This window comes from Actinocorallia aurantiaca (assembly GCF_039533685.1).
Lineage (GTDB): Bacteria > Actinomycetota > Actinomycetes > Streptosporangiales > Streptosporangiaceae > Actinocorallia > Actinocorallia aurantiaca.
The window spans coordinates 86,537-107,302 of the sequence record NZ_BAAATZ010000032.1; the positions used below are offsets into that span (position 1 = coordinate 86,537).

The window sequence follows — 20,766 nt, forward strand, 5'->3', positions numbered from 1 at the left end:
GGTGTCGCGGGGTCAGGGGATCCCGCGACACCGCGCCGTCCGGGTCACTGCTCGCGTTGGAGGATGTCGAGGATGTCCTGGACGTTCTGGACGTGTGCGATGTCCTCGTCCTCGAAGTCGAAGCCGAACTCCTTCTCGACGTTGGTCATGATCTCGACGACGGAGAGCGAGTCGACGTCCAGCACGTCGGCGAAGGAGTCGGACGGGGCGAAGCCGGGCTCCAGCTCCGGCACGGCCTTGAGGACCAGCGCGTTGACCCGGTCGAGGGTGGTGTTCATGGGGGGTCTCCTTTTCTCGGGGTTTCTCTCTCGGTCTTGCGGGGGTCTCAGACGGCGGACGCCGCGGGCACCGGGGGCGCCGGGGCCGCCGCGGGCGGGAGGTCGGGCCAGACGAGGGTCGCCGCGGCCCAGGTGATGCCTCCGCCGAAGGCGCAGAAGAGGATCCGGTCGCCGGGCGAGAGCCGGCCCTCGGCCATCGCGTCCACGAGGGCGAGCGGGATCGACGCGGCCGAGGTGTTGGCCACCCGGTCGACGTTGACGACGGCGCGCTCGGCGGGGACGCCGATCGCCCTGGCGGTGGCGGTGAGGATCCGGCGGTTGGCCTGGTGGGCGACGAGCCAGTCGACGTCCTCCGGCTTCCAGCCGGTCTGCGCCAGCACGGTCTCGGACGCCGCGGTCATGTGCTTGACCGCGTACTTGTAGACCAGCCGGCCCTGCATCCTCAGGTAGCTCTCGGGGATGTCGGTCGGCACCCCGGCGGCGCGCTGCCGTGAGCCGCCCGCGGGGGTGACCAGGATGTCGAGGAGGTCGCCGTCGCTGCCCATGACCTGGGACAGCACCGCTCCGGGTTCGCCCGGACCGCCTCGGCGCAGCACCACCGCGCCCGCGCCGTCGCCGAACACCGGGGCGGTGATCTGGTCGTGCGGGTCGACGGAGGCGGTGACGGCCTCGGCGCCGATCACCAGGCCGGAGCGGAACGCCCCGGCCTGGATCATCGACGAGGCGATGGTGAGCGCGTAGATGAAGCCGGAGCACGCGGCGTTCACGTCGAAGGCCGCGACCCCCTTGAGGCCCAGCCGGGCGGCCACCGCCGGGGCGGTGGCGGGGAACGTCTGGTCGGGCGTGCACGTGGCGAGGAGCACGAAGTCGACATCGGGGTTGCCGCACGAGTCCAGCGCCTGCCGGCCCGCGCCGACCGCGAGGTCGGACGTCGCCCCGGTCGGCTCGATGACGTAGCGCTGCTCGATGCCGGTGCGGTCGCGGATCCAGTCGTCCGGCAGGCCGAGCCGGGCGGAGACCTCCTCGTTCTTCACCATCCGCTCGGGAAGGCAGGCGCCTATCCCCGCGATGACCGCCGTCGCGGCCTGACCTGATGACACGGTTCTTCCTCCAGTGTGCTGGCGGTGTTCGGTGGCGGTAGGGGGGTTCGCGGTGTTCTCAGAGCCCATGGGACACCCGGTGCGGCGCGCCGAACGGCAGTTGTTCCGGCACTCGCGCAGCAGTCGCGCGCACCGTCTCCAGGACCTGGAACGGCGGCCGCCCCGGCTCCTGCGAGGTCCGGACGAGGCCGCGCAGCAGGAGGTCGCGCACGACGCGTCCGCTGGCGGGCAGGCTCCGCCCGGTGAGCGCGACCACGTCGTCGAGGCTGAAGCCGCCGTCGCCCGCCGACAGCACGGACAGCAGTTCCGCGTCCGCGGCGGGGAGCCGGCCGACGCAGCGTTCCAGCGCCTCGCGCAGACCCGAGGCGCCGTCAGTCCCCGCCAGGTGGTCGAGCAGTTCGGCGGGGCCCGCGGCCAGGCAGCGCAGCAGGGTCTCCAGGTCGTAGATCAGCAGCCAGGACGCCGCGGCGCGCAGGGCGAGCGGCACCCCGTCGAGCCGCCGGCAGATCTCGGCGGCGAGCGCGGTCTCGGCGGGCGTCCGGCGGGCGCGCCGGGCCGTGCGGTCGGCGAGGTCGTGGAACAGCCGGACGGCGGGCGCGTCCGCGGGTTCGCCGTCCGGGCCGGTCGTCTCCAGCGGGGCCAGCAGGAACTGCCGTTCCCCCCGCACGCCGCACGGCTCGTCGGCGGTGACCAGCAGCCGCAGGTCGGGGCACTCCCTCAGGAGGCGGGCGAGCCGGTCGGGCCGCGGCTCCGGCCTGCCGAGGCCGTCGACGACCAGCAGCGCGGGCCCGTCCCCCGCCAGCTCGGCGAAGGCCCCGACCCCCTGCCCGTCGCCGGACCCGAAGACGTCCTCGACGCAGCCGCGGGTGACGTCGGTGAAGTCGCCTCCGGCGAGGTCGCCGCCGGTCCGCGCCGACGAGCCGGGCATGGTGTACCAGAGCACCGGGAACCGAGCGGCGGCGCGCAGCCGTCCGGCGACCTCCACGGCGAGGCGGGTCTTGCCCACCCCGCCGAGGCCGACGATCGTGATGAGGCGCTCCGCGCCGGAACCGAGCTCGTCCTCGATCACCGCGGCCTCCCTCTCCCGGCCGACGATGGGGTCGAGCACCGCGGGCGGGCCGGGGGGCTCCGCCCGGAAGCCCTCCTTCAGCGCCCGGCCGGCCATCCCCCGGTTGGCGGCGGTCTCGAACGCCGCGCGGGCCCGCGGGCCGAGCCTCAGCCCGTCGGCGAGCAGCCGTACGGTGTCGGTGCGGGGGCGCCTGGCCCTGCCCTGCTCGATGTCGCGGATGGCGCGCACGCTGATGGTCGAGAAGTCGGCCAGCTCGCGCTGGGTCAGTCCGATGCGGATCCGGTGCCGGCGCACCATCATGCCGAAATGCAGTGCTCCAGCGCCGGCGGCGGTGTCAACGGCCATTCGACGATCACCCTTCTCCTCGGGTTCCGGTCTTGCTTCCGCCCATACTCCGGAGTCGCTTATTCACCGGGCATCACACCGCCTATCGCCACCGATAGCGCGCGGAGCCGCCCGTGATAATCCGGGGATAAGGAGAGGGATAATCCGGGGATTCCCATTTTTCTTACGTTGGTTGCATCAGGTCAGGAGATGAGAAAAGAGGACCCGATGGTCGCCCCCGCCACCGCCACCGCCCGCACCCCGCTGATCGCCCCCGCCTCCAGCGACCCGTGGGACTGAGCCTCTCTCCCCGACGCACGCGACTCCCCGAGCGCCCCGGCCCCGCTCCCGGCCGGGGCGCTCCCCTTCGTCCCCGCCGCGCTCAGCCCTCCGGCAGCGCGGCCCTCAGGGGATCCGGTCCGCCGGGCGCCTCCGGAAGTCCGTCGAGTTCACGGCGGATCGCCGCCGCCCCGTCGGCGTCCATGATCTGCTCCCTGATGGCCAGCGCCTGGAGCAGGAACGGCCGGGCGCGCTCCCCCCTCCCCAGGGCGAGGTGCAGCTCGCCCAGGTTGCCCAGCAGATGGCTCTCGCCGATCAGGTCGCCGCCCGCGCGCACCAGCGCCAGCGCCTCGGCGAGCTTGCCCTCGGCCTCCACCGCCTCGCCCCGCTGCAGCAGCATCTGCCCGAGCCTGCGCAGCGCGCGGGCCTCACCGCCCGAGTAGCCCACCGAGCGGTAGATCGCCAGCGCCTCCTCCAACCGGGCGAGAGCCCGCTCGCCCTCCCCCCGCCGGTCGACGATCGGCACGCTCTGCGTCAGGACGATCGCCCTTCCGACGATGTCGCCGACCCGGTCGAAGTCCCGCATCGCCAGCTCGTACAGCTCGAGCGCGCGGTCGTCCCGCCCTGACAGCCGCTCCAGCAGAGCGAGGTCCCGCAGGCAGAGCGCCGCGCCGTGCCGGTCGTCCAGCCGGTCGAACAGCGCCAGCGCCTCGTCGAGGTACGCCCGCGACAGGGCGGGCTGCCTGCGGTTGAGGTGAAGCGTGCCGAGCGAGGCCAGCAGCGCGGCCGTGCCCCGCTCGCTGCCCGCCCGGCGCACCGCCTCCAGCGCCCTCTGGTGCGTCCGCTCCCACAGGTCGGTGTAGCCCCGCGGCTCGAACAGGCTGACCATGGTGGTCGCCAGATCCCAGCAGGCCTCGTCGAGCCCGGCCTGCGCGGCCTGGTCCACGGCGGCGACGAGGTTGACGTGCTCCCGGTCCATCCAGTCCAGCGGATCGGCGAGCAGTTCGGCGGCGTACCCGTCGGGGAACCGCCAGCGCGGCGCCCGCCCGTGCAGGACGGTGAAGTCCCCGCCGTAGATCTTCCGGTGGGCCTGCTCGGCGAGCGCGAGCCAGCCGCCGGTCATCCGCTCCGCGGCGGCCCGCCGCGCCGCCGGGCTGTCGTGCTCGGCGAGCTGCTCGCGGGCGAACATCCGGATGATCTCGTGGAAGCGGTACCGGAACTCGCCCGTCGGCTCGACCGCGACGACGTCGAGCATCTGCACGTCGACCAGCGCCTCCAGCAGGTCGGCGGGGCGCGGCCGGTCGTCGTCCAGCAGCGCGCCCGCCAGCCAGCCGGGCAGCACCGGGCCGTCGGCGAGGCTGAGGAGCCGCAGCAGCCGGCGGTGCTGGGCCGGCAGCCCGTCGTGGGTGAGGGAGAGGCTGGCGCGGACGGTCATCTCGCCGTGCGCCAGCTCGTCCAGCCGGTGCCGTTCGTCGGCGAGACGCTGCACCATCGACGCCAGGGACCAGTGCGGCCGGGCCGCGAGCCGCGACGCCACGATCCGCAGCGCCAGCGGCAGCCCGCCCACCGCCCTGACGAGCGCGACGGCGGCCTGCGGCTCGCGGTCGGTGCGTTCTGGGCCGACCACGCGGCGCAGCAGGTCGATCGACTGCTCGACGTCCAGGACGTCGAGCTCGAAACGCCGCGCCCCGGGCAGTCCGGTGAGCCGCGCCCGGCTCGTCACGAGCATGGCGCAGTTGCCGGACCCCGGCAGCAGCGGCGCGATCTGGGACTCGCCCGCCGCGTCGTCCAGCACCACCAGCGTCCGCTGCGTGGCCAGCAGGGTCCGGTACATCTCGGCGCGCTCGTCGGTCGAGTCGGGGATCACCGTCCCGGGGATGCCGAGCGCCCGCAGGAAGCGGCCGAGCACCTCCTTCGCGGCCACCGGCTCCGTGCTCGTCCCGCGCAGGTCGCAGTAGAGCTGGCCGTCGGGGAACGCCTCGTCTCCCAGCCGGTGCGCGATGTGGGTGGCCAGCGTGCTCTTGCCGACGCCGGGCCTGCCGACGAGGATCACCACGGGCACCGCGCGCCCGGCCGTGCCGAGCGCGTCGGCGACCGCGCCGGTGAGGCCCGGGTCGCCGACGAAGTCGGCGGTGTCGGCGGGGAGCTGGTGCGGTTTCTCCTCGCGGTAGGCCGGCGCCCGCCGCGGCGGTTCGGCGACCGGCTCGCGGGGCCGCGCGTCGGGCTGCAGGGCGGGGTCTCCGGAGAGGATCGCCGTCTCCAGCAGCCGCAGGTCCTCGCCCGGCTCCAGCCCGAGCTCCTCCACGAGCAGGTCCCGGCCCGCGCGGTAGGCGTCCAGCGCCTCGGCCTGCCGGCCCGAGCGGTACAGGGCGAGCATGTACTGGGCGCGCAGCCGCTCCCGCAGCGGGTGCTCGTGCACCAGCCGACCGATCTCCCCGACGAGCTGGTGGTGGCGGCCGAGGCCGAGCTCGAGCTCCAGATGGGTCTCGATGGCCGCGAGCCGGTCCTCGTCGAGCCGCAGCGCCTTGGTCCGCAGCGCCTCGCTGGCGACGCCGCTCAGGCAGGGGCCCCGCCACAGGTCGACGACCGAGCGGAGCAGTTCGGCGGCCTCGGCGGTCCGTCCCTCCTTCACCAGCACCCGCGCCTCGCCGACCGTCCGGTTGAAGACGGTGAGGTCGAGCTCCTCGTCCCCGGTCTCCAGCCGGTAGCCGGGCGGGCGGGTGGCGATGGCCGCAGTGAGGCCGGCCTCGGCGAGGATCTTGCGGAGGCGGGACACGCAGATCTGCACCTGGGTGCGCGCGGTGTCCGGAGGGTCCTCGTCCCAGATCAGGTCGACGAGGTAGTCGGTGCTGACCACCCGGTTCGCCTCCAGCAGGAGCGCGGCGAAGATGGTCTCCTGGCGGCCCGGCGGAATCCGCACCGGACCATGCGGACCCTGCACCTGAAGGGGGCCGAGAATGCCGAACGCCAGCCGCTCCGGCCCTGTCCCGCTCGCCGACGTTCCGAGCATGGGGTGCCCTCCCAGCTATTCAGGAATAAGACGGAGGCGCTACTCCAAGATCAATGTAGGCAAATAACCAAAACCTGTCCATGGCGAAAGATTAAAAGCACGTGTCCTCGCGGTTTCAAATCCCCTCGCGGGGCTGTGTCACCGCCGACAGACGGCTCCGGGATAGCCGGAGGATAGTGAAAGGTCAAGCCTTCGGCGGACAGTGGCCCTGACGGCCCGTGCCGTCCCCGCCCCGCCAGCTCCGTGAGGAGAACCCATGAGCCGCCCGACCGGACACCCCCTGCCCAGCGCGGCCGCCACCGCCGCGGGAGTCGACCACGTCCTGCTCTCCTACCGCTACCTGGACGACGGAGACCTCGACGCCTACGGCTCGCTCTTCGCCGACGACGCCCAGGTGAACCGTCCGGGCGTCCCCCACGGCCAGGGCCGCCGCCGGCTCCTCGACCTGCACGCGCAGCTCGCGGGCCCCCCGTCCCGCCACCACGTCTACAAGGTCGTGGCGCAGGGCGACGCGGTGGCGGTGATGGGCCGGCTGACCCGCCGCTCCCCCGCGTCCCCGGTCGACTTCGCCGACTTCTTCACCCTGTCCGATGACGGCCTCCTCCTCGGCTACCGCCGCTTCTACTTCGCCCCGCCCTCCCCCTAACCCCGGTGGCCGTTCCGGGACGGCGTCCTGCCCGCCTCGCCCGCGGCGGGAGCCCAAGGCGTCCCCCGTACGGACGGTCCGCGAAGCGGAGAGGCCGGGTGCGCCTCGAGGACGGATCCGGCCGGGATTTAGAGTTGATCCGTTATGACCAGCAGAGGGACACTCCGCATCTACCTGGGCGCCGCTCCCGGCGTCGGCAAGACCTACGCGATGCTCAGCGAGGGCCGGCGGCGACGTGAACGGGGTTCGGACGTCGTCATCGGGCTCGTGGAGCACCACGACCGGCCGAGGACGCGGGAGCTGATCGGCGATCTCGAGATCGTCCCCCGCAGGGAGATGGAGTACCGGGGCGCCCGCTTCACCGAAATGGACGTGGACGCCGTCCTGAGACGCGCGCCCGAGGTCGTCCTGGTGGACGAGCTCGCCCACACCAACGTGCCCGGAAGCCGCAACGCCAAGCGCTGGCAGGACGTCGAGGAGCTGCTCGAGGCGGGCGTCAACGTCGTGACCACGGTGAACGTCCAGCACCTGGAGTCGCTCAACGACGTCGTGCGGAGCATCACCGGGATCGAGCAGCGCGAGACCGTCCCGGATTCGGTGGTGCGCGCCGCGGACGACCTCGAACTCGTCGACATGTCGCCCTCCGCGCTGCGCCGCCGCATGGCCCACGGCAACGTCTACGCGGCCGAGAAGGTCGACGCCGCCCTGTCCAACTACTTCCGCGTCGGCAACCTCACGGCCCTGCGCGAACTCGCGCTGCTCTGGGTCGCCGACCGCGTGGACGAGGGTCTGGCCCGCTACCGCGAGCAGGAGGGGATCGACAGCACCTGGGAGACGAGGGAGCGGATCGTCGTGGCCCTCACAGGCGGCCCCGAGGGCGGCACCCTGATCCGCCGCGCGGCCCGTATCGCCGCCCGCAGCGGGCGCAGCGACCTGGCGGCCGTGCACATCGCCCACGGCGACGGTCTCAGCGGAGGATCCCCCGAGGCCCTCGCCCGGCAGCGCGCCCTGGTCGAGAGCCTCGGCGGCACCTACCACCAGGTGGCCGGGGACGACGTCCCGACCGCGCTGCTGGAGTTCGCCCGCGGGATCAACGCGACCCAGATCGTCATCGGCACCAGCCGCAGGCCGAACTGGCAGTACCTCTTCGGGCCCGGCGTCGGCCGGCTGGTCACCGACCTGTCCGGGGACATCGACGTGCACATGGTCACCCATGAGGAGTCGAGGAAGGGGAAGGCGCCGCGCGCCGTGAAGGCCCCCGCTCTGAGCCGGCACCGCCAAGGCGCAGGCTGGGCGGTGGCGCTGGCCGGTCCGATCCTCCTGACCCTGCTGCTGGGCGCGTTCGGCGAGCACCTCACGCTGGCCGCCGACCTCATGCTCTACCTGTGCGCGGCCGTGGCCGCGGCCCTGGTCGGCGGGCTGTGGCCCGCGATGGCGGCGGCCGTCGCGGGCTTCGTGCTGGCGAACTGGTTCTTCGCCCCGCCGGTCCGCACCCTGTCCATCGCCGGCGGCGAGAACGCCCTGGCGCTGCTCCTGTCGCTCCTGGCGGCGGGCGCCGTCTCCGCCGTGGTGGACTCCGCCGCGCGCAACCGGCGGGCCGCCGCCGAGTCCCGTGCGGAGGCCGCCACTCTCAGCCTGCTGGCCACCAGTGTCCTGAAGGGCGAGTCCACCCTGCCGGCGCTGCTCCAGCGGGTCCTGGAGACGTTCGGCCTGGTCGGGGTCTCCCTGCTGGAGAGGAGCCGGGACGGCTGGACGGTCGCGGGCTGCGCGGGAGTGCCCTGCGCGACCCCGGACGAGGCGGATCTGCAGGTCAAGGTCGACGACGACCTCGTGCTCGCGCTGCGCGGCCAGACTCTGCCCGCCTCCGACCAGCGGGTCCTTTCGGCCTTCGCCTACCAGGCCGCCGCCGCCCTGGAGCGGCTGCGCCTCTCGCAGGAGGCCTCGCGCACCCGGGAACTCGAGGAGGCCGACAAGGTGCGGCTCGCGCTGCTCGCCGCCGTCTCCCACGACCTGCGCACCCCCCTGGCCTCGATCAAGGCCTCGATCAGCAGCCTGCGCTCCAAGGACGTCGTCTGGGACCCCGAGGACGAGGCGGAACTGCTCGCCACCGTCGAGGAGTCGGCGGACCAGCTCAACGGCCTGGTGGCGAACCTGCTGGACATGACCCGCCTGCAGGCCGGGGCCGTCCAGCTGATCCGCAGGCCCGTGGGCCTGGACGAGGTGGCGCTGAAGGCCGTCCGTTCTCTTTCCCCCGACCGGATCGAACTGGAGGTTCCCGAGACCCTGCCGTGGGCCGACGCCGATCCCGGCCTCCTGGAGCGTGCCGTCGCCAATGTCGTGGAGAACGCCCTGCGGCACAGCCGGGCCCCGGTCCTGATCACCGCCAGCGAGCTGGGAACCCGGTTGGAACTGCGGATCATCGACCGCGGTCCCGGTGTGTCCGACGCCGGCAAGGAGCACATCTTCGTCCCGTTCCAGCGGCTCGGCGACGCTCCGCGGGGCACGGGCGTCGGTCTCGGCCTGGCAGTGGCCCGCGGTCTCACCGAGGCCATGGGCGGGACCCTCACCGCGGAGGACACGCCCGGCGGAGGCCTGACCATGGTCTTCGATCTCCCCGCGGCCCACAGCGAGGAGGAGAGATGACCCGGGTACTCGTGGTGGACGACGAGCCGCAGATCATCCGCACGCTGCGCATCAACCTCAAGGCCCGCGGCTACCAGGTCGACACCGCTCCCGACGGGCGGACGGCCCTGGAGCTGGCCGCCCGGCACAATCCCGACCTCGTCCTCCTCGACCTGGGCCTGCCCGACCTGGAGGGCGTCGAGGTCGTCCACGGGCTGCGCGGCTGGACCGGGGTCCCGATCATCGTGCTGTCGGCCCGCCACTCCGCCGGGGAGAAGGTCGAGGTCCTGGACGCGGGCGCCGACGACTACGTGACCAAGCCGTTCGGCATGGACGAGCTCCTGGCCAGGATGCGCGCCGCCCTCCGGCGCGCCGCCCCTGCCGAGGAGGAGGCCGTCGTCGCCACCGCGGACTTCACCGTGGACCTGGCGGCCAAACGCGTGGTCAGGAACGGGGCCGATGTCCGGCTCACCCCGACGGAATGGCATGTGCTGGAGATCCTCGTCCGCAATCCGGGACGCCTGGTCAGCCAGCAGCACCTCCTGCACGAGGTGTGGGGGCCGTCCTACGCGACCGAGACCAACTACCTGCGCGTCTACCTGGCCCAGCTCCGCCGCAAGCTCGAACCCGACCCGGCCCGCCCGAGGTACTTCATCACCGAGCCGGGGATGGGCTACCGCTTCGACGGATAGGGCGTCAGGGCTGGAACCGGTACCCCATGCCGGGCTCGGTGATGAGATGCCGCGGATGGGCCGGGTCCGGCTCCAGTTTGCGGCGGAGCTGGGCCAGGTACTGGCGGAGATAGTTCGTCTCACGGACGTGGTTGGAGCCCCAGACCTCGGCGAGGAGCTGGCGCTGCCCGACCAGGCGCCCCGGGTTGCGGACGAGGATCTCCAGCATGTCCCACTCCGTCGGGGTGAGCCGGACCTGGGAGCCCGCGGCGTTGGTCACCGTCCTGGCCCCCAGGTCGACGGTGTGCTCCCCGACCTGGACGACCAGTGCCTCGTCGCGGGGCTGGACACGCCGGGAGACGGCCTTGATGCGGGCGATGAGCTCCTCGATGCCGAACGGCTTGGTCACGTAGTCGTCGGCGCCCGCGTCCAGCGCCTCGACCTTGTCCTTGCTGCCGGCCCGCCCGGACAGCACGATGATCGGCACCCGGGTCCAGCCGCGCAGCCCGTGGATGACCTCGACGCCCTCCAGGTCGGGCAGGCCCAGGTCGAGCAGGACCAGGTCGGGGTGCCAGGTGCCGGCCTGGCTCAGGGCGGCGGTGCCGGTGGCGGCCACGGCGACGTCGTAGTGACGGGCTCTGAGATTGATGCGCAGGGCGCGCAGGAGCTGAGGTTCGTCGTCGACGACGAGGATCCTGGTCATCTAGTCCCCCGGATGGATCGGCAGTGAAAGGGTCATGGTGAGGCCGCCGCCGGGCGTCTCCTCGGGGACGAGCTCGCCGCCCATCGCCTCGGTCAGGCCGCGCGCCAGGGCGAGGCCCAGCCCGACACCGGTGTGGTTGTCGCGGTCGTCGAGCCGTTGGAACGGGAGGAAGACCCGGTCCCGGTCGGCGAGGGGTATGCCGGGCCCGCGGTCGACGACGCGCAGCTCGACGCGGTCCTTGTGCGTGCTGGCGGTGACGAGCACCGGACGGTCGGGCGGCCCGTACCTCAGGGCGTTGGAGATGACGTTGACGAGCACGCGCTCCAGCAGCGCGGGATCGGCGTCGATGGCCGGCAGGTCGTGCGGGATCCGGACGGAGACGCCCCGCGCGGACGGCCCGATCTCGTCCAGGGCTCGGGGCACCACGTCGTCGGGGGCGAGCGGCTGGGCCGCGATGCCCAGCGTCCCGACCTGCAGCCGGCTCATGTCCAGCAGGTTGGCGACGAGCCGGTCCAGCCGGTCCAGGGACTGGGCGGCGGTGTCGACGAGTTCGGTGCGGTCCTCGTCCGTCCAGTCGATCTCGGAGCTCTGCAGGCTGTCGACGGCGGCCTTGGCGGAGGACAGAGGGGTGCGCAGGTCGTGGCTGACGGCGCTGAGGAGCGCGGTCCGCATGCGGTCGGCCGCCTCCAGCGGTCTGGTCTTCTCGGCCTCGGCGGCCAGGCGCTGGTGGCGCAGCGCGCCCGCGGCCTGGGCCGCGAACGCCTCCAGGATCCTGCGGTCGGATGCCGCGAGGGTGCGGCCCCGCAGGGCGAGGGCGAGGTCGTCGGCGATCGGGATCTCGGTGTCGCCGTCCTCGGGGCCGGTGCAGGGGCGGCCGCCGACGGTCGCCACGATCTGCCAGCCGGAGTCGGGGTCCGGGCGTTCGAGCAGCGTCACCGAGATCAGGCCGAAGGTCTCCCGCAGCCGCTCCAGCAGGCTCCCCATGGCGTGCTCGCCGCGCAGCACGTTTCCGGCCAGGCCGAACAGGACCTCGGAGTCCGCGTGCAGCCTGAGCGCCTCCCGCGAGCGTTTCGCGGCCCGGTCCACGACGGCGCTCACGCCGATGCCGACCAGCACGAACACCACCAGCGCGATGAGGTTCTCCGGCTCGGCGACGGTGATCCGGTGGATCGGCGGGGTGAAGTAGTAGTTGAGCAGCAGGAAGCCGATGACGGCGGTGAACATCGCCGGCCACAGCCCGCCGACCAGGGCGATGCCGACCACCGCCGCCAGGTAGAACAGGATGTCGCTCGGCAACGTCAGCCTGGTCCTGACCTGGAAGAGCAGGAGCGTGAGCAGCGGCAGGCCCAGGACGGACAGCGCCCAGGCGCCGATCCTGCGCCGGGAGGGCGGCCCTGGATCCCGGACGGGGCGTTTGAGTCCCTTATGCGCCTGTTCGTGCGTGACCATGTGCACATCGATCGAACCGGACATGGCCGTCGTGGTCACCCCGACGCCGGGGCTCAGCACCTGGGCGAACCGGCCGCGCCTGGACACGCCGAGGACGAGCTGGGTGGCGTTGACGGCCCGTGCGAACTCCAGCAGGGCGCTCGGCACGTCGTCGCCGACGACCTGGTGGTAGCTCCCGCCGAGGTTCTCGATGATCTCGCGCTGCCGGGCTAGCTGGACGGGCCTCGACCCGGACAGGCCGTCGCTCTGCGTCACGTGCACCGCGAGCAGGTCCGCGCCTTTGGAGCGGGCGGCGATGCGGGTGGCCCGCCGGATGAGGGCCGCGCCCTCGGGCCCGCCGGTGAGCGCGATGACGATGCGTTCGCGCGCCTCCCATGTTCCCTCGATGCCGTGGTCGTCCCGGTAGCGGGCGAGCTGGTCGTCCACCTTGCCGGCGACCCACAGCAGCGCGAGTTCGCGCAGGGCCGTCAGGTTGCCGACGCGGAAGTAGTTGGACAGGGCGGCGTCGACCTTCTCGGCCGCGTAGACGTTGCCGTGGGCCATGCGGCGCCGCAGCGCCTCCGGCGACATGTCGACGAGTTCGACCTGGTCGGCGCGGCGCACCACCTCGTCGGGGACCGTCTCGCGCTGCGGGACCCCGGTGATCTCCTCGACGACGTCGTTCATCGACTCCAGGTGCTGGACGTTCACCGTGGAGACGACGTCGATGCCCGCGTCGAGCAGGCGCTCGACGTCCTGCCAGCGCTTCTTCGCCCCGCTGCCGGGGATGTTGGTGTGCGCGAGCTCGTCGACGAGGACGACCTGCGGGGCGCGGGCCAGGACGGCGTCCACGTCCAGTTCCGTGAACTCCGCGCCCCGGTAGGTCAGGGTGCGCCGGGGAATGATCTCCAGTCCGTCCAGGAGCGCGAGGGTGCGGTGCCGGTCGTGGCATTCCACGAACCCGACGACCACGTCGGTCCCCCGGTCGGCCCGGCGGCGTCCCTCGGCGAGCATGGCGTAGGTCTTGCCCACGCCGGGGGCGGCCCCCAGGTAGATGCGGAGCCGTCCCCTGGCCATGGTCGTCTCCTTCTTCAGCCCTGGAACGGGGCGGTCTTGTCGAGCGCGATGTTGAGGGTGAGGACGTTGACCGCGGGCTCTCCCATGAAGCCGAGGGCGCGGCCGGTGGTGTTGTCCTCGATCAGCCGCTCGACCCGGTCGGCCGGGATGCCGCGGGCCGCGGCGATCCGCGGGGCCTGCAGCTCCGCCCATTCCGTGGAGATGTGCGGGTCGATGCCCGAGCCGCTGGCGGTGACCGCGTCGGCGGGGACGGCCGGCCGCTCCGGAGCATCGCCCCGGATCGGCACGGTCTGGCCTTCGCCGTAGTCCTCGCCGTAGGTGGCGCACTCGACCTTGACACCCTTGTACTCCGCGATGAACGGGGTGGCGGGGCAGGCCTCGTTGACGCTGACGACCTTGATGGGACGCGAGACCATGCCGGTCTCGTCACGTGGCCCGATCACCGACAGGACCGCGCCGACACCGCTCTCGGTGCAGTACGGGCGGGATCCGTCCGCTCCGTCGAGCTCACCGAACTTCAGGCTGCGGGCGCAGACCGTGGTGAGCAGCGACTCGCGCGCGTTCTCGTCCTCCTTGCCCGCCCGCACGAGCGCGGGATCGGGGAGGACGTCGACGACGTCCTCCATGCCGCGGTTGCTCGCGGCGGTGGACATCGGGTCCCAGCCGTCGCCGGCGTTGGAGTCCCGGACCTGGAAGTACTGCTTGAGGGGGTTGCCGTCGGCGTCGAGGAACGGCTGGCCGATCAGCTCGCTGCCGACCCTTTCACCGTCGACCTCGGCGTACGAGCCTTCGGCCTTGTCCTTCAGGCCGGGGAGCTGGGCGACGGCGGTGATGGCCAGCGGATAGACGGCGCCGCAGACGAGGGTGAGGAGCAGCAGCGCGCGGAGCGCCGCCAGGTGCCGGCGCAGCCAGCCGGGAAGACTGTTCATGAGGAGATCCCCGGGATGAACTGGATCAGAAGATCGATGAGTTTGATGCCGACGAAGGGGGCGATCACTCCGCCGAGTCCGTAGACGGCGAGGTTGCGGTTCAGCAGCTGGGAGGCGGAGCCGGGCCGGTAGCGCACGCCGCGCAGCGCCAGCGGGATCAGCGCGATGATGATCAGGGCGTTGAAGATCACCGCGGAGAGGATCGCCGACTGCGGGCTGGACAGCCGCATGATGTTGAGGGCGTCCAGGCCCGGGTAGAGGCCGACGAACAGCGCGGGGATGATCGCGAAGTACTTGGCGACGTCGTTGGCGATCGAGAACGTGGTCAGCGCACCCCGGGTGATGAGGAGCTGCTTGCCGATCTCGACGATCTCGATGAGCTTGGTGGGATCGCTGTCGAGGTCGACCATGTTCCCGGCCTCCTTGGCGGCGGAGGTGCCGGTGTTCATCGCCACGCCGACGTCGGCCTGGGCCAGGGCGGGGGCGTCGTTGGTGCCGTCACCCGTCATCGCGACGAGGCGCCCGCCGTCCTGCTCGGCCTTGATGAAGGCGAGCTTGTCCTCGGGCTTGGCCTCGGCCAGGAAGTCGTCCACGCCGGCTTCCTCGGCGATGGCCTTGGCGGTGAGCGGGTTGTCGCCCGTCACCATGATCGTCTTGATGCCCATGGCGCGCATGTGGTCGAACCGCTCGCGCATGCCGGCCTTGACGACGTCCTTGAGGTGGATGACGCCCAGGACGCGCGCCCGGCCGTCCTTCACCTCGCCGACGACCAGCGGGGTGCCTCCGCTGGCGGAGATGCCGTCCACGACGTCGCCGAGAGCGGGAGAGACGAGTCCGCCGTGCTCGCGCACCCAGTCGGCCACCGCGGACGCCGCGCCCTTGCGGAGCCGCCACCCGTCCACGTCGACGCCGGACATGCGGGTCTGGGCGGCGAAGGGAACCCACTGCGCGTGGGAGAGCTCGCCGGGACCGCGCTCCCGCAGCCCGTAGGCCTGCTTGGCGTAGACGACGACCGAGCGGCCCTCGGGCGTCTCGTCGGCGAGGGAGGCGAGCTGCGCGGAGGAGGCCAGCTCCTCTTCGGAGACGCCGCCGACGGGGATGAACTCCGAGGCCTGCCGGTCGCCCAGGGTGATGGTGCCGGTCTTGTCCAGCAGCAGGGTGTTGACGTCGCCCGCGGCCTCGACGGCGCGGCCGGACATCGCCAGGACGTTGCGCTGCACGAGCCGGTCCATGCCGGCGATGCCGATCGCCGACAGCAGCGCGCCGATCGTGGTGGGGATGAGGCAGACCAGCAGGGAGACCAGGACGATGCCGGTCACCCCGTTCCCGTCCAGCGCCCCCGTGTCCGGGACGCCGGGGTTGCTCATCTTGCCCCAGATGGCGAAGGGCTGCATGGTGGCGGTGGCGATCATGAAGATGATCGTCAGCGCGGCCAGGAGGATGTTGAGGGCGATCTCGTTCGGGGTCTTCTGCCGGGAGGCGCCCTCGACCAGGGAGATCATCTTGTCGATGAACGACTCGCCCGGCTTCTGGGTGATCTTCACGACGATCCGGTCGGAGAGCACCTTCGTGCCGCCGGTCACCGCGGACCGGTCACCGCCGGACTCCCGGATGACGGGCGCGGACTCGCCGGTGATCGCCGACTCGTCCACCGAGGCGATGCCCTCGACGACGTCGCCGTCACCGGGGATGACCTGCCCGGCCTCGACCACCACGACGTCGCCCTGCCGGAGTTCGGCCGCCGGGACCCGCTCCTCCCGGCCGTTCACCAGCCGCCGCGCGGTGGTGTCCTTCTTGGCCTTGCGCAGGGTGTCGGCCTGGGCCTTTCCGCGGCCTTCGGCGACGGCCTCGGCCAGGTTGGCGAAGACCACCGTCAGCCAGAGCCAGACCATGATCGCGATCGCGAAGACGGTGTGCTCACGGACGGCGAGGAACGTCGCCCAGACCGCGCCGACCTCGACGATGAACATGACGGGGTTGCGCCACATGACACGCGGATCGAGTTTGCGGACCGCGAGCGGCAGCGAGGTCAGCAGCAGTCTCGGGTCGAGCAGGCCGCTGGAGACCCTGGCCGACTCCTGCCGAGGCGCTTGCTCAGGCGCCTGCCGGGGTGTCTGCAGGGGGGTGGACATCAGTGGATCCCTTCTGCCAGCGGCCCGAGGGCGAGCGCCGGGAAGAAAGTCAGGGCGACGAGGATGAGGGTGACGCCGGCGACCATGCCGACGAACTGCGGCCGGTGCGTCGGAAGCGTGCCCGCGGACACGGGGACAGGGATCTGACGGGCCAGCGACCCGGCCAGGCCGAGGGCCAGGATGATCGGTAGGAACCGGCCCAGCAGCATGCACAGGCCGAGCGCGATGTCGTAGAACCAGGTGTTGACCGTGAGCCCCGCGAACGCCGACCCGTTGTTGTTCGACGCGGAGACGAAGGCGTAGAGCACTTCGGAGAAGCCGTGGGCCCCCGGGTTGTTCATGCCTTCTCGCGGCCCCGCGAAGGCCATCGCGGTCGCGGTGCCGATCAGCACCAGCGCCGGGGTGACCAGGAAGTACATCGAGGCGAACTTGATCTCGCGGGCGCCGATCTTCTTGCCGAGGTACTCGGGTGTGCGCCCGACCATGAGGCCGGCGACGAACACCGTGATCACGGCGAGGATCAGCATGCCGTACAGGCCGGAGCCGACGCCGCCGGGCGCGACCTCGCCGACCATCATGTTCAGCATCAGCACGGCGCCGCCCAGACTCGTGTAGGAGTCGTGGAAGGAGTTCACCGCCCCGGTGCTGGTGAGGGTCGTGGAGGCGGCGAACATCGCCGAGTTCTCGACGCCGAAGCGCTGCTCGACGCCTTCCATCGAGGCGCCGATCGCCTCGGCCACGGTGCCGTGGTGGGCGACCTGCGCGGCGGTGGTGGCAGTGATCGACAGGAGCGCCAGGACGCCCATGACCGCGACGATCGCGTATCCCTGCCGCTTCTGTCCGACCATGCGGCCGAACGTGCGGGGCAGCGCGGAGGCGATGAGCAGGATCAGGAAGATCTCGATCCAGTTGGTCCAGTTCGTGGCGTTCTCGAACGGGTGGGCGGAGTTGGCGTTGTAGAAGCCGCCCCCGTTGGTGCCCAGCTCCTTGATGACCTCCTGGGAGGCGACCGGCCCTCCGGTGATGGTCTGCGAGCCGCCGGTCACCGTGGTGACCGTCTGCGGGTCGATGAAGTTCTGCACGACGCCGCCGGCCACCAGGACGACCGCGCCGACCGCCGCGATCGGCAGCAGGATCTTGAGCGTGGCGCGGGTGAGGTCCACCCAGAAGTTGCCGAGCTCCTCGGTCTTCTTGCGCACGAACCCGCGGACGAACGCGACGGCGACGGCGATGCCGACGGCTGCGGACACGAAGTTCTGGACGGCCAGGCCGCCCATCTGGACCAGGTAGCCCATCGTGTTCTCGCCGGAGTACGCCTGCCAGTTGGTGTTCGCCACGAAACTGGCGGCGGTGTTCCAGGCCACGTGGTCGGGTACGGGGTCGAAGCCCAGGTTCAGGAACAGCTTGTCCTGCAGCCGCTGGAGCCCGTAGAGGAGCAGGAAGGAGACCAGGGAGAACGCCAGGACGCTCTTGGCGTAGGTGCTCCATTTCTGCTCGGAGGCCGGGTTGACGCCGATGACCCGGTAGATGCCACGTTCCACCTTGTTGTGTTTGGTGGAGCCGAGCACCCGGTACATGTAGTCGCCCAGGGGGACGTGCACGAGGGCGAGAGCGACGAGCAAGGAGACGATGAAGACGACTCCCGCGGTGGTGGAGCCCATCTAGAACTTCTCCGGACGCAGTAGGGCCGCTACCAGGAACACGGTCAAGCCGATCGCGAGGATCAGGCCGACGACGTTGTCGGGACTCACAGGCGTCCCACCGCCTTCACGACGAGGCCGAGCAACGCGAAGACCGCGATGGTCAGCGCTATGAGAACGAGGTCTGCCATGGCTGCTGTTCTTCTCCGGTTCGAGGTTCGATTTCGAGGTTCGACGGATGTCGGCACCGGTGTCACATCGAAGAAAACACCCGTTTTTCGCCTTTTCTCCGTTCCTTAACGCCTTCCATACGCCGAACCCGGCCGTCTTTACGGGACTCATACGCGGCCGCTCCCGATCGCCCCGCGGCGCCGGCTCATGCGTTTTGTCAGTGGCCAGTGGTCGGATCGCCATGTCCGTTGCGTTTCAACAGGAGGCGGAGATGAGCGAGATCCTGGTGGAGAGAGCCCACATCGACGCGCTGCTCACCGCGGCCGTGGAGTGGGGCGAACGCGAACCGGAGTACGCGCGGTTCTCCTTCGACAGGCAGAGTCCCGACGGGAGCAGCGGAGTACCGCACTCGCAGGTGAAGCTCACCGGCGAGAACGCGAGCGAACTCGGACGGGAGATCTGGCTCTTCCACTTCGAGATGTGCGACTGGTGGGACGAGGAGGACGAGGAGATCCCCGACGCCGCCGAGGTGGAGGGGTACGCGTTCGACCCGCTGCCGGGAAGCCCCGACCCGCTCGTGATCCTCCGGGCCATCGACTTCTACCAGTACCAGACCGCCCCGGAACAGCTCGAGGACTGGTCGGACACCAACACCTACCAATTCCTGCAGTACCTGCGCTCGATGGCGATCATGCACCTGCCCGGCATCGACCGGGCCCCCTGGGGCATCTCCGACCGCGACGTCTTCCTCGCCTTCGCCGAACCCGGATCATGACGGTGAAGCGCGTGTGACCGGGGGGTGTTCGCGACCGCGTCGAGATGTCATCCGGACGACGGGCGTCGGGACAGGCGCACCTCCTCGAGGTCGAGGGCGGCCTGGATCCGGCGCAGCACGATGTCGTCGATGCGGCGCTCGTCGCGGAGACGGAGCACGACGGCGCGTTTGCGGGCGATCATGGCCAGGCGCAACGCGGCATCGTCCTGGGCGCGCCGTACCGCCAGATCCGTATCGGCGTCCGTGTCGGCGTCGGCGTCCGTGTCGAGGTCGGAGTCGGAGTCGGTGGAACGCAGGATCACCAGGTGGGTCTCGTATTCGCGGCGAAGTCGTTTGAGGACCTCCGGGTCGGTACCGATGTCTTCGGCGATCCGGGGCATCTCGGCGAGCGCCTCCTCCGTGGCGAGGGTCTCGGCGAGGCGGAGCTCCGCGGTGACGGAGGTGTCCGGCGGCAGATGGGCCCAGCGCACCACGACCGGCAGCAGGAGGCCCTGCACCACCAGCGTCGCCGCGATGACCCCGGCCGCCACGAAGACGATCACGTCGCGTCCGGGGAACGGAGCACCCGAGTCCAGCACGGACGGGACCGCGAGCGCGGCGGCGAGCGTGACCGCGCCCCTGAATCCCGCGACCCCGCTGACCACCCGGGCACGGTCGCCGACCCGGCGCGCCCGCCGCCGGGGACGGTGTCCGAGCAGGCGGACCAGGAAGTCGGAGACGAAGAGGAAGGCGAAGCGCACGCCCAGGAGCACCACGAAGACGACGACGACGGCGACCGACGCCCGGACGAGGGCGAGGCTGGTCAGACCGCGCACGGCCGACTGCCACTCCATCCCCACCAGGACGAACAGGGAGCCGTTGAGCAGGAACACCGACAGCGAGAAGAACCCCACCGTCTGCAGGCGCGCACCGGCCTGCCCCACGCGCGGGCCGATCTGGCTCATGATGAGCCCGCACACCACGACGGCCAGCACACCGGAGGCCTCGATCGACTCGGCGAAGAGGAACGCGGTGAAAGGGATCAGAAGCATGATCGCGCTTTCCGACATCGGGTCGTTCAGGCGGTGGCGCACCCACCCCCCGACCCAGGCGGTGAGCGCCCCGGCCGCCGCCCCTCCGAGGTAGGCCAGCAGGAACAACCAGGTGACGTGCATCGCGCTCAGCTGTTCCTCACCGACGGTGATGCCGACGGCCAGCCCGTAGACGACCAGCGCGGTGCCGTCGTTGACCAGGCTCTCGCCGCGCAGCAGGGTGACGTCGTGGCGCGGCAGCATCCGGGCCAGCACCCCCACCGCCGTCGCGTCGGTCGGCGCCACGGCCGCCCCCAGCACCCACGCCGGCCCCCAGGAAAGACCCAGCGCGTGCGCCGCCACCGCCACGGCTCCGGCCGTGAGGATGACGAGCACCGTGCCCATCAGGGCGATGTTGCGCAGGCCCCTGCGGATCTCCCGCGGGGACGTGGTCAGGCTCTCCCAGTACAGCAGCGCCGGCAGGAACAGCAGCAGCACCGCGTCGGGCGGCAGGCGCACCTGACGCAGCGCGGGGACGAACCCGAGCAGCACGCCGCAGACCAGCAGCAGCACCGGCGGAGCGACGCTGAAGCGCCGTCCGGCGAGGTTGCACGCCAGCACCGCCACGCCCAGGATCACCACGAGTTCCAGGCCGAGCAAAGGCGCACCTCCCAGGCAGCGGGCCACGGCCGGTCGCTCCGCCGGACCGGTCGATCGCGCACCGGACCATGCGCCATCCCGGACGAACCGACACAGACCAGAACCGAGTTCGCCGAGCATCACGGGTGACGACCGCATCCGGTGGCGGAGCGGTGACATAACTCTGACCGGTATCCCCTCGCGTAAAGCTACGGATGCTCACTTTGAGTGAGCTATGTTTTCCTCATCGCGTCAAAGCTCGG

General features: G+C 71.6%; 15 protein-coding genes. 4 read left to right on the plus strand and 11 right to left on the minus strand.

Annotation, left to right across the window (positions count from 1 at the left end):
- Nucleotides 1-44: 44 nt before the first annotated feature.
- The 4 genes from ABD327_RS31470 to ABD327_RS31485 form a co-directional block, all read right to left on the minus strand.
- Entirely contained in the window at nt 45-278 is a 234-nt protein-coding gene (locus ABD327_RS31470) for an acyl carrier protein (protein ID WP_344456007.1), read from the minus strand.
- Nucleotides 279-325: 47 nt separating this feature from the next.
- Nucleotides 326-1,378: a beta-ketoacyl-ACP synthase III gene (locus ABD327_RS31475; RefSeq protein WP_344456009.1), complete on the minus strand. Its 1,053-nt coding sequence runs from the start codon at nt 1,376-1,378 to the stop codon at nt 326-328.
- A gap of 58 nt (nt 1,379-1,436) precedes the next feature.
- The gene (locus ABD327_RS31480; protein ID WP_344456011.1) at nt 1,437-2,792 is read right to left on the minus strand and encodes a helix-turn-helix domain-containing protein; all 1,356 of its coding nucleotides are present in this window, start codon (nt 2,790-2,792) and stop codon (nt 1,437-1,439) included.
- A 361-nt stretch (nt 2,793-3,153) separates the two neighbouring features.
- Nucleotides 3,154-5,970 (minus strand): AfsR/SARP family transcriptional regulator, encoded by a 2,817-nt coding sequence (locus tag ABD327_RS31485; RefSeq protein WP_344456013.1) that lies wholly within the window; start codon nt 5,968-5,970, stop codon nt 3,154-3,156.
- A 346-nt stretch (nt 5,971-6,316) separates the two neighbouring features.
- Here ABD327_RS31485 and ABD327_RS31490 point away from each other — a divergent pair, with 346 nt between their 5' ends.
- From ABD327_RS31490 to ABD327_RS31500, 3 genes are all read left to right on the plus strand, one after another.
- Complete coding sequence (locus ABD327_RS31490) at nt 6,317-6,706, plus strand: nuclear transport factor 2 family protein (RefSeq protein WP_344456015.1); 390 nt, start codon at nt 6,317-6,319, stop codon at nt 6,704-6,706.
- A 144-nt stretch (nt 6,707-6,850) separates the two neighbouring features.
- Nucleotides 6,851-9,349 (plus strand): DUF4118 domain-containing protein, encoded by a 2,499-nt coding sequence (locus tag ABD327_RS31495; protein WP_344456017.1) that lies wholly within the window; start codon nt 6,851-6,853, stop codon nt 9,347-9,349.
- Complete coding sequence (locus ABD327_RS31500; protein ID WP_344456019.1) at nt 9,346-10,020, plus strand: response regulator; 675 nt, start codon at nt 9,346-9,348, stop codon at nt 10,018-10,020. The genes ABD327_RS31495 and ABD327_RS31500 overlap by 4 nt, the downstream gene beginning before the upstream one ends.
- Before the next feature lie 4 nt (nt 10,021-10,024).
- Here ABD327_RS31500 and ABD327_RS31505 read toward each other — a convergent pair whose 3' ends face one another.
- Genes ABD327_RS31505 through kdpF form a run of 6 tightly spaced genes read right to left on the minus strand, consistent with a single transcriptional unit; the run spans nt 10,025 to nt 18,322 of the window.
- On the minus strand, nt 10,025-10,702 hold the full coding sequence (locus ABD327_RS31505; RefSeq protein WP_344456021.1) for a response regulator: 678 nt from the start codon (nt 10,700-10,702) through the stop codon (nt 10,025-10,027).
- Nucleotides 10,703-13,207 (minus strand): DUF4118 domain-containing protein, encoded by a 2,505-nt coding sequence (locus ABD327_RS31510; protein ID WP_344456023.1) that lies wholly within the window; start codon nt 13,205-13,207, stop codon nt 10,703-10,705. It abuts the gene before it with no gap.
- A 14-nt stretch (nt 13,208-13,221) separates the two neighbouring features.
- Nucleotides 13,222-14,136, minus strand: coding sequence for a potassium-transporting ATPase subunit C (locus ABD327_RS31515; protein WP_344456025.1), 915 nt, complete (start codon nt 14,134-14,136; stop codon nt 13,222-13,224).
- Nucleotides 14,133-16,268: a potassium-transporting ATPase subunit KdpB gene (gene kdpB / locus ABD327_RS31520; RefSeq protein WP_344456027.1), complete on the minus strand. Its 2,136-nt coding sequence runs from the start codon at nt 16,266-16,268 to the stop codon at nt 14,133-14,135. Before kdpB ends, ABD327_RS31515 begins: the two co-directional genes overlap by 4 nt.
- A complete protein-coding gene (gene kdpA / locus ABD327_RS31525; protein WP_344456030.1) occupies nt 16,268-17,929 on the minus strand; it encodes a potassium-transporting ATPase subunit KdpA in 1,662 nt (553 codons plus the stop codon). The genes kdpB and kdpA overlap by 1 nt, the downstream gene beginning before the upstream one ends.
- A complete protein-coding gene (kdpF, locus tag ABD327_RS37540; RefSeq protein WP_425547270.1) occupies nt 17,930-18,322 on the minus strand; it encodes a K(+)-transporting ATPase subunit F in 393 nt (130 codons plus the stop codon). It lies immediately after the preceding gene.
- A gap of 28 nt (nt 18,323-18,350) precedes the next feature.
- Between kdpF and ABD327_RS31530 the strand changes: the two genes are divergently transcribed.
- Complete coding sequence (locus tag ABD327_RS31530; protein ID WP_344456032.1) at nt 18,351-18,854, plus strand: hypothetical protein; 504 nt, start codon at nt 18,351-18,353, stop codon at nt 18,852-18,854.
- A 47-nt stretch (nt 18,855-18,901) separates the two neighbouring features.
- Here the strand turns inward: ABD327_RS31530 and ABD327_RS31535 are convergent, their stop codons facing one another.
- Nucleotides 18,902-20,524, minus strand: coding sequence for a Na+/H+ antiporter (locus ABD327_RS31535; protein ID WP_344456034.1), 1,623 nt, complete (start codon nt 20,522-20,524; stop codon nt 18,902-18,904).
- Between the last annotated feature and the right edge of the window lie 242 nt (nt 20,525-20,766).

Bases quoted from the DNA above. Each gene is read 5' to 3' on its own strand.
- ABD327_RS31490 (WP_344456015.1), top strand. From the start codon at position 6,317: ATGAGCCGCCCGACCGGACACCCCCTGCCCAGCGCGGCCGCCACCGCC.
- kdpB (WP_344456027.1), bottom strand. From the start codon at position 16,268: ATGTCCACCCCCCTGCAGACACCCCGGCAGGCGCCTGAGCAAGCGCCT.
- ABD327_RS31495 (WP_344456017.1), top strand. From the start codon at position 6,851: ATGACCAGCAGAGGGACACTCCGCATCTACCTGGGCGCCGCTCCCGGC.
- kdpA (WP_344456030.1), bottom strand. From the start codon at position 17,929: ATGGGCTCCACCACCGCGGGAGTCGTCTTCATCGTCTCCTTGCTCGTC.
- ABD327_RS31505 (WP_344456021.1), bottom strand. From the start codon at position 10,702: ATGACCAGGATCCTCGTCGTCGACGACGAACCTCAGCTCCTGCGCGCC.
- ABD327_RS31500 (WP_344456019.1), top strand. From the start codon at position 9,346: ATGACCCGGGTACTCGTGGTGGACGACGAGCCGCAGATCATCCGCACG.
- ABD327_RS31530 (WP_344456032.1), top strand. From the start codon at position 18,351: ATGAGCGAGATCCTGGTGGAGAGAGCCCACATCGACGCGCTGCTCACC.
- ABD327_RS31480 (WP_344456011.1), bottom strand. From the start codon at position 2,792: ATGGCCGTTGACACCGCCGCCGGCGCTGGAGCACTGCATTTCGGCATG.
- ABD327_RS31515 (WP_344456025.1), bottom strand. From the start codon at position 14,136: ATGAACAGTCTTCCCGGCTGGCTGCGCCGGCACCTGGCGGCGCTCCGC.
- ABD327_RS31510 (WP_344456023.1), bottom strand. From the start codon at position 13,207: ATGGCCAGGGGACGGCTCCGCATCTACCTGGGGGCCGCCCCCGGCGTG.
- ABD327_RS31470 (WP_344456007.1), bottom strand. From the start codon at position 278: ATGAACACCACCCTCGACCGGGTCAACGCGCTGGTCCTCAAGGCCGTG.
- kdpF (WP_425547270.1), bottom strand. From the start codon at position 18,322: ATGGCGATCCGACCACTGGCCACTGACAAAACGCATGAGCCGGCGCCG.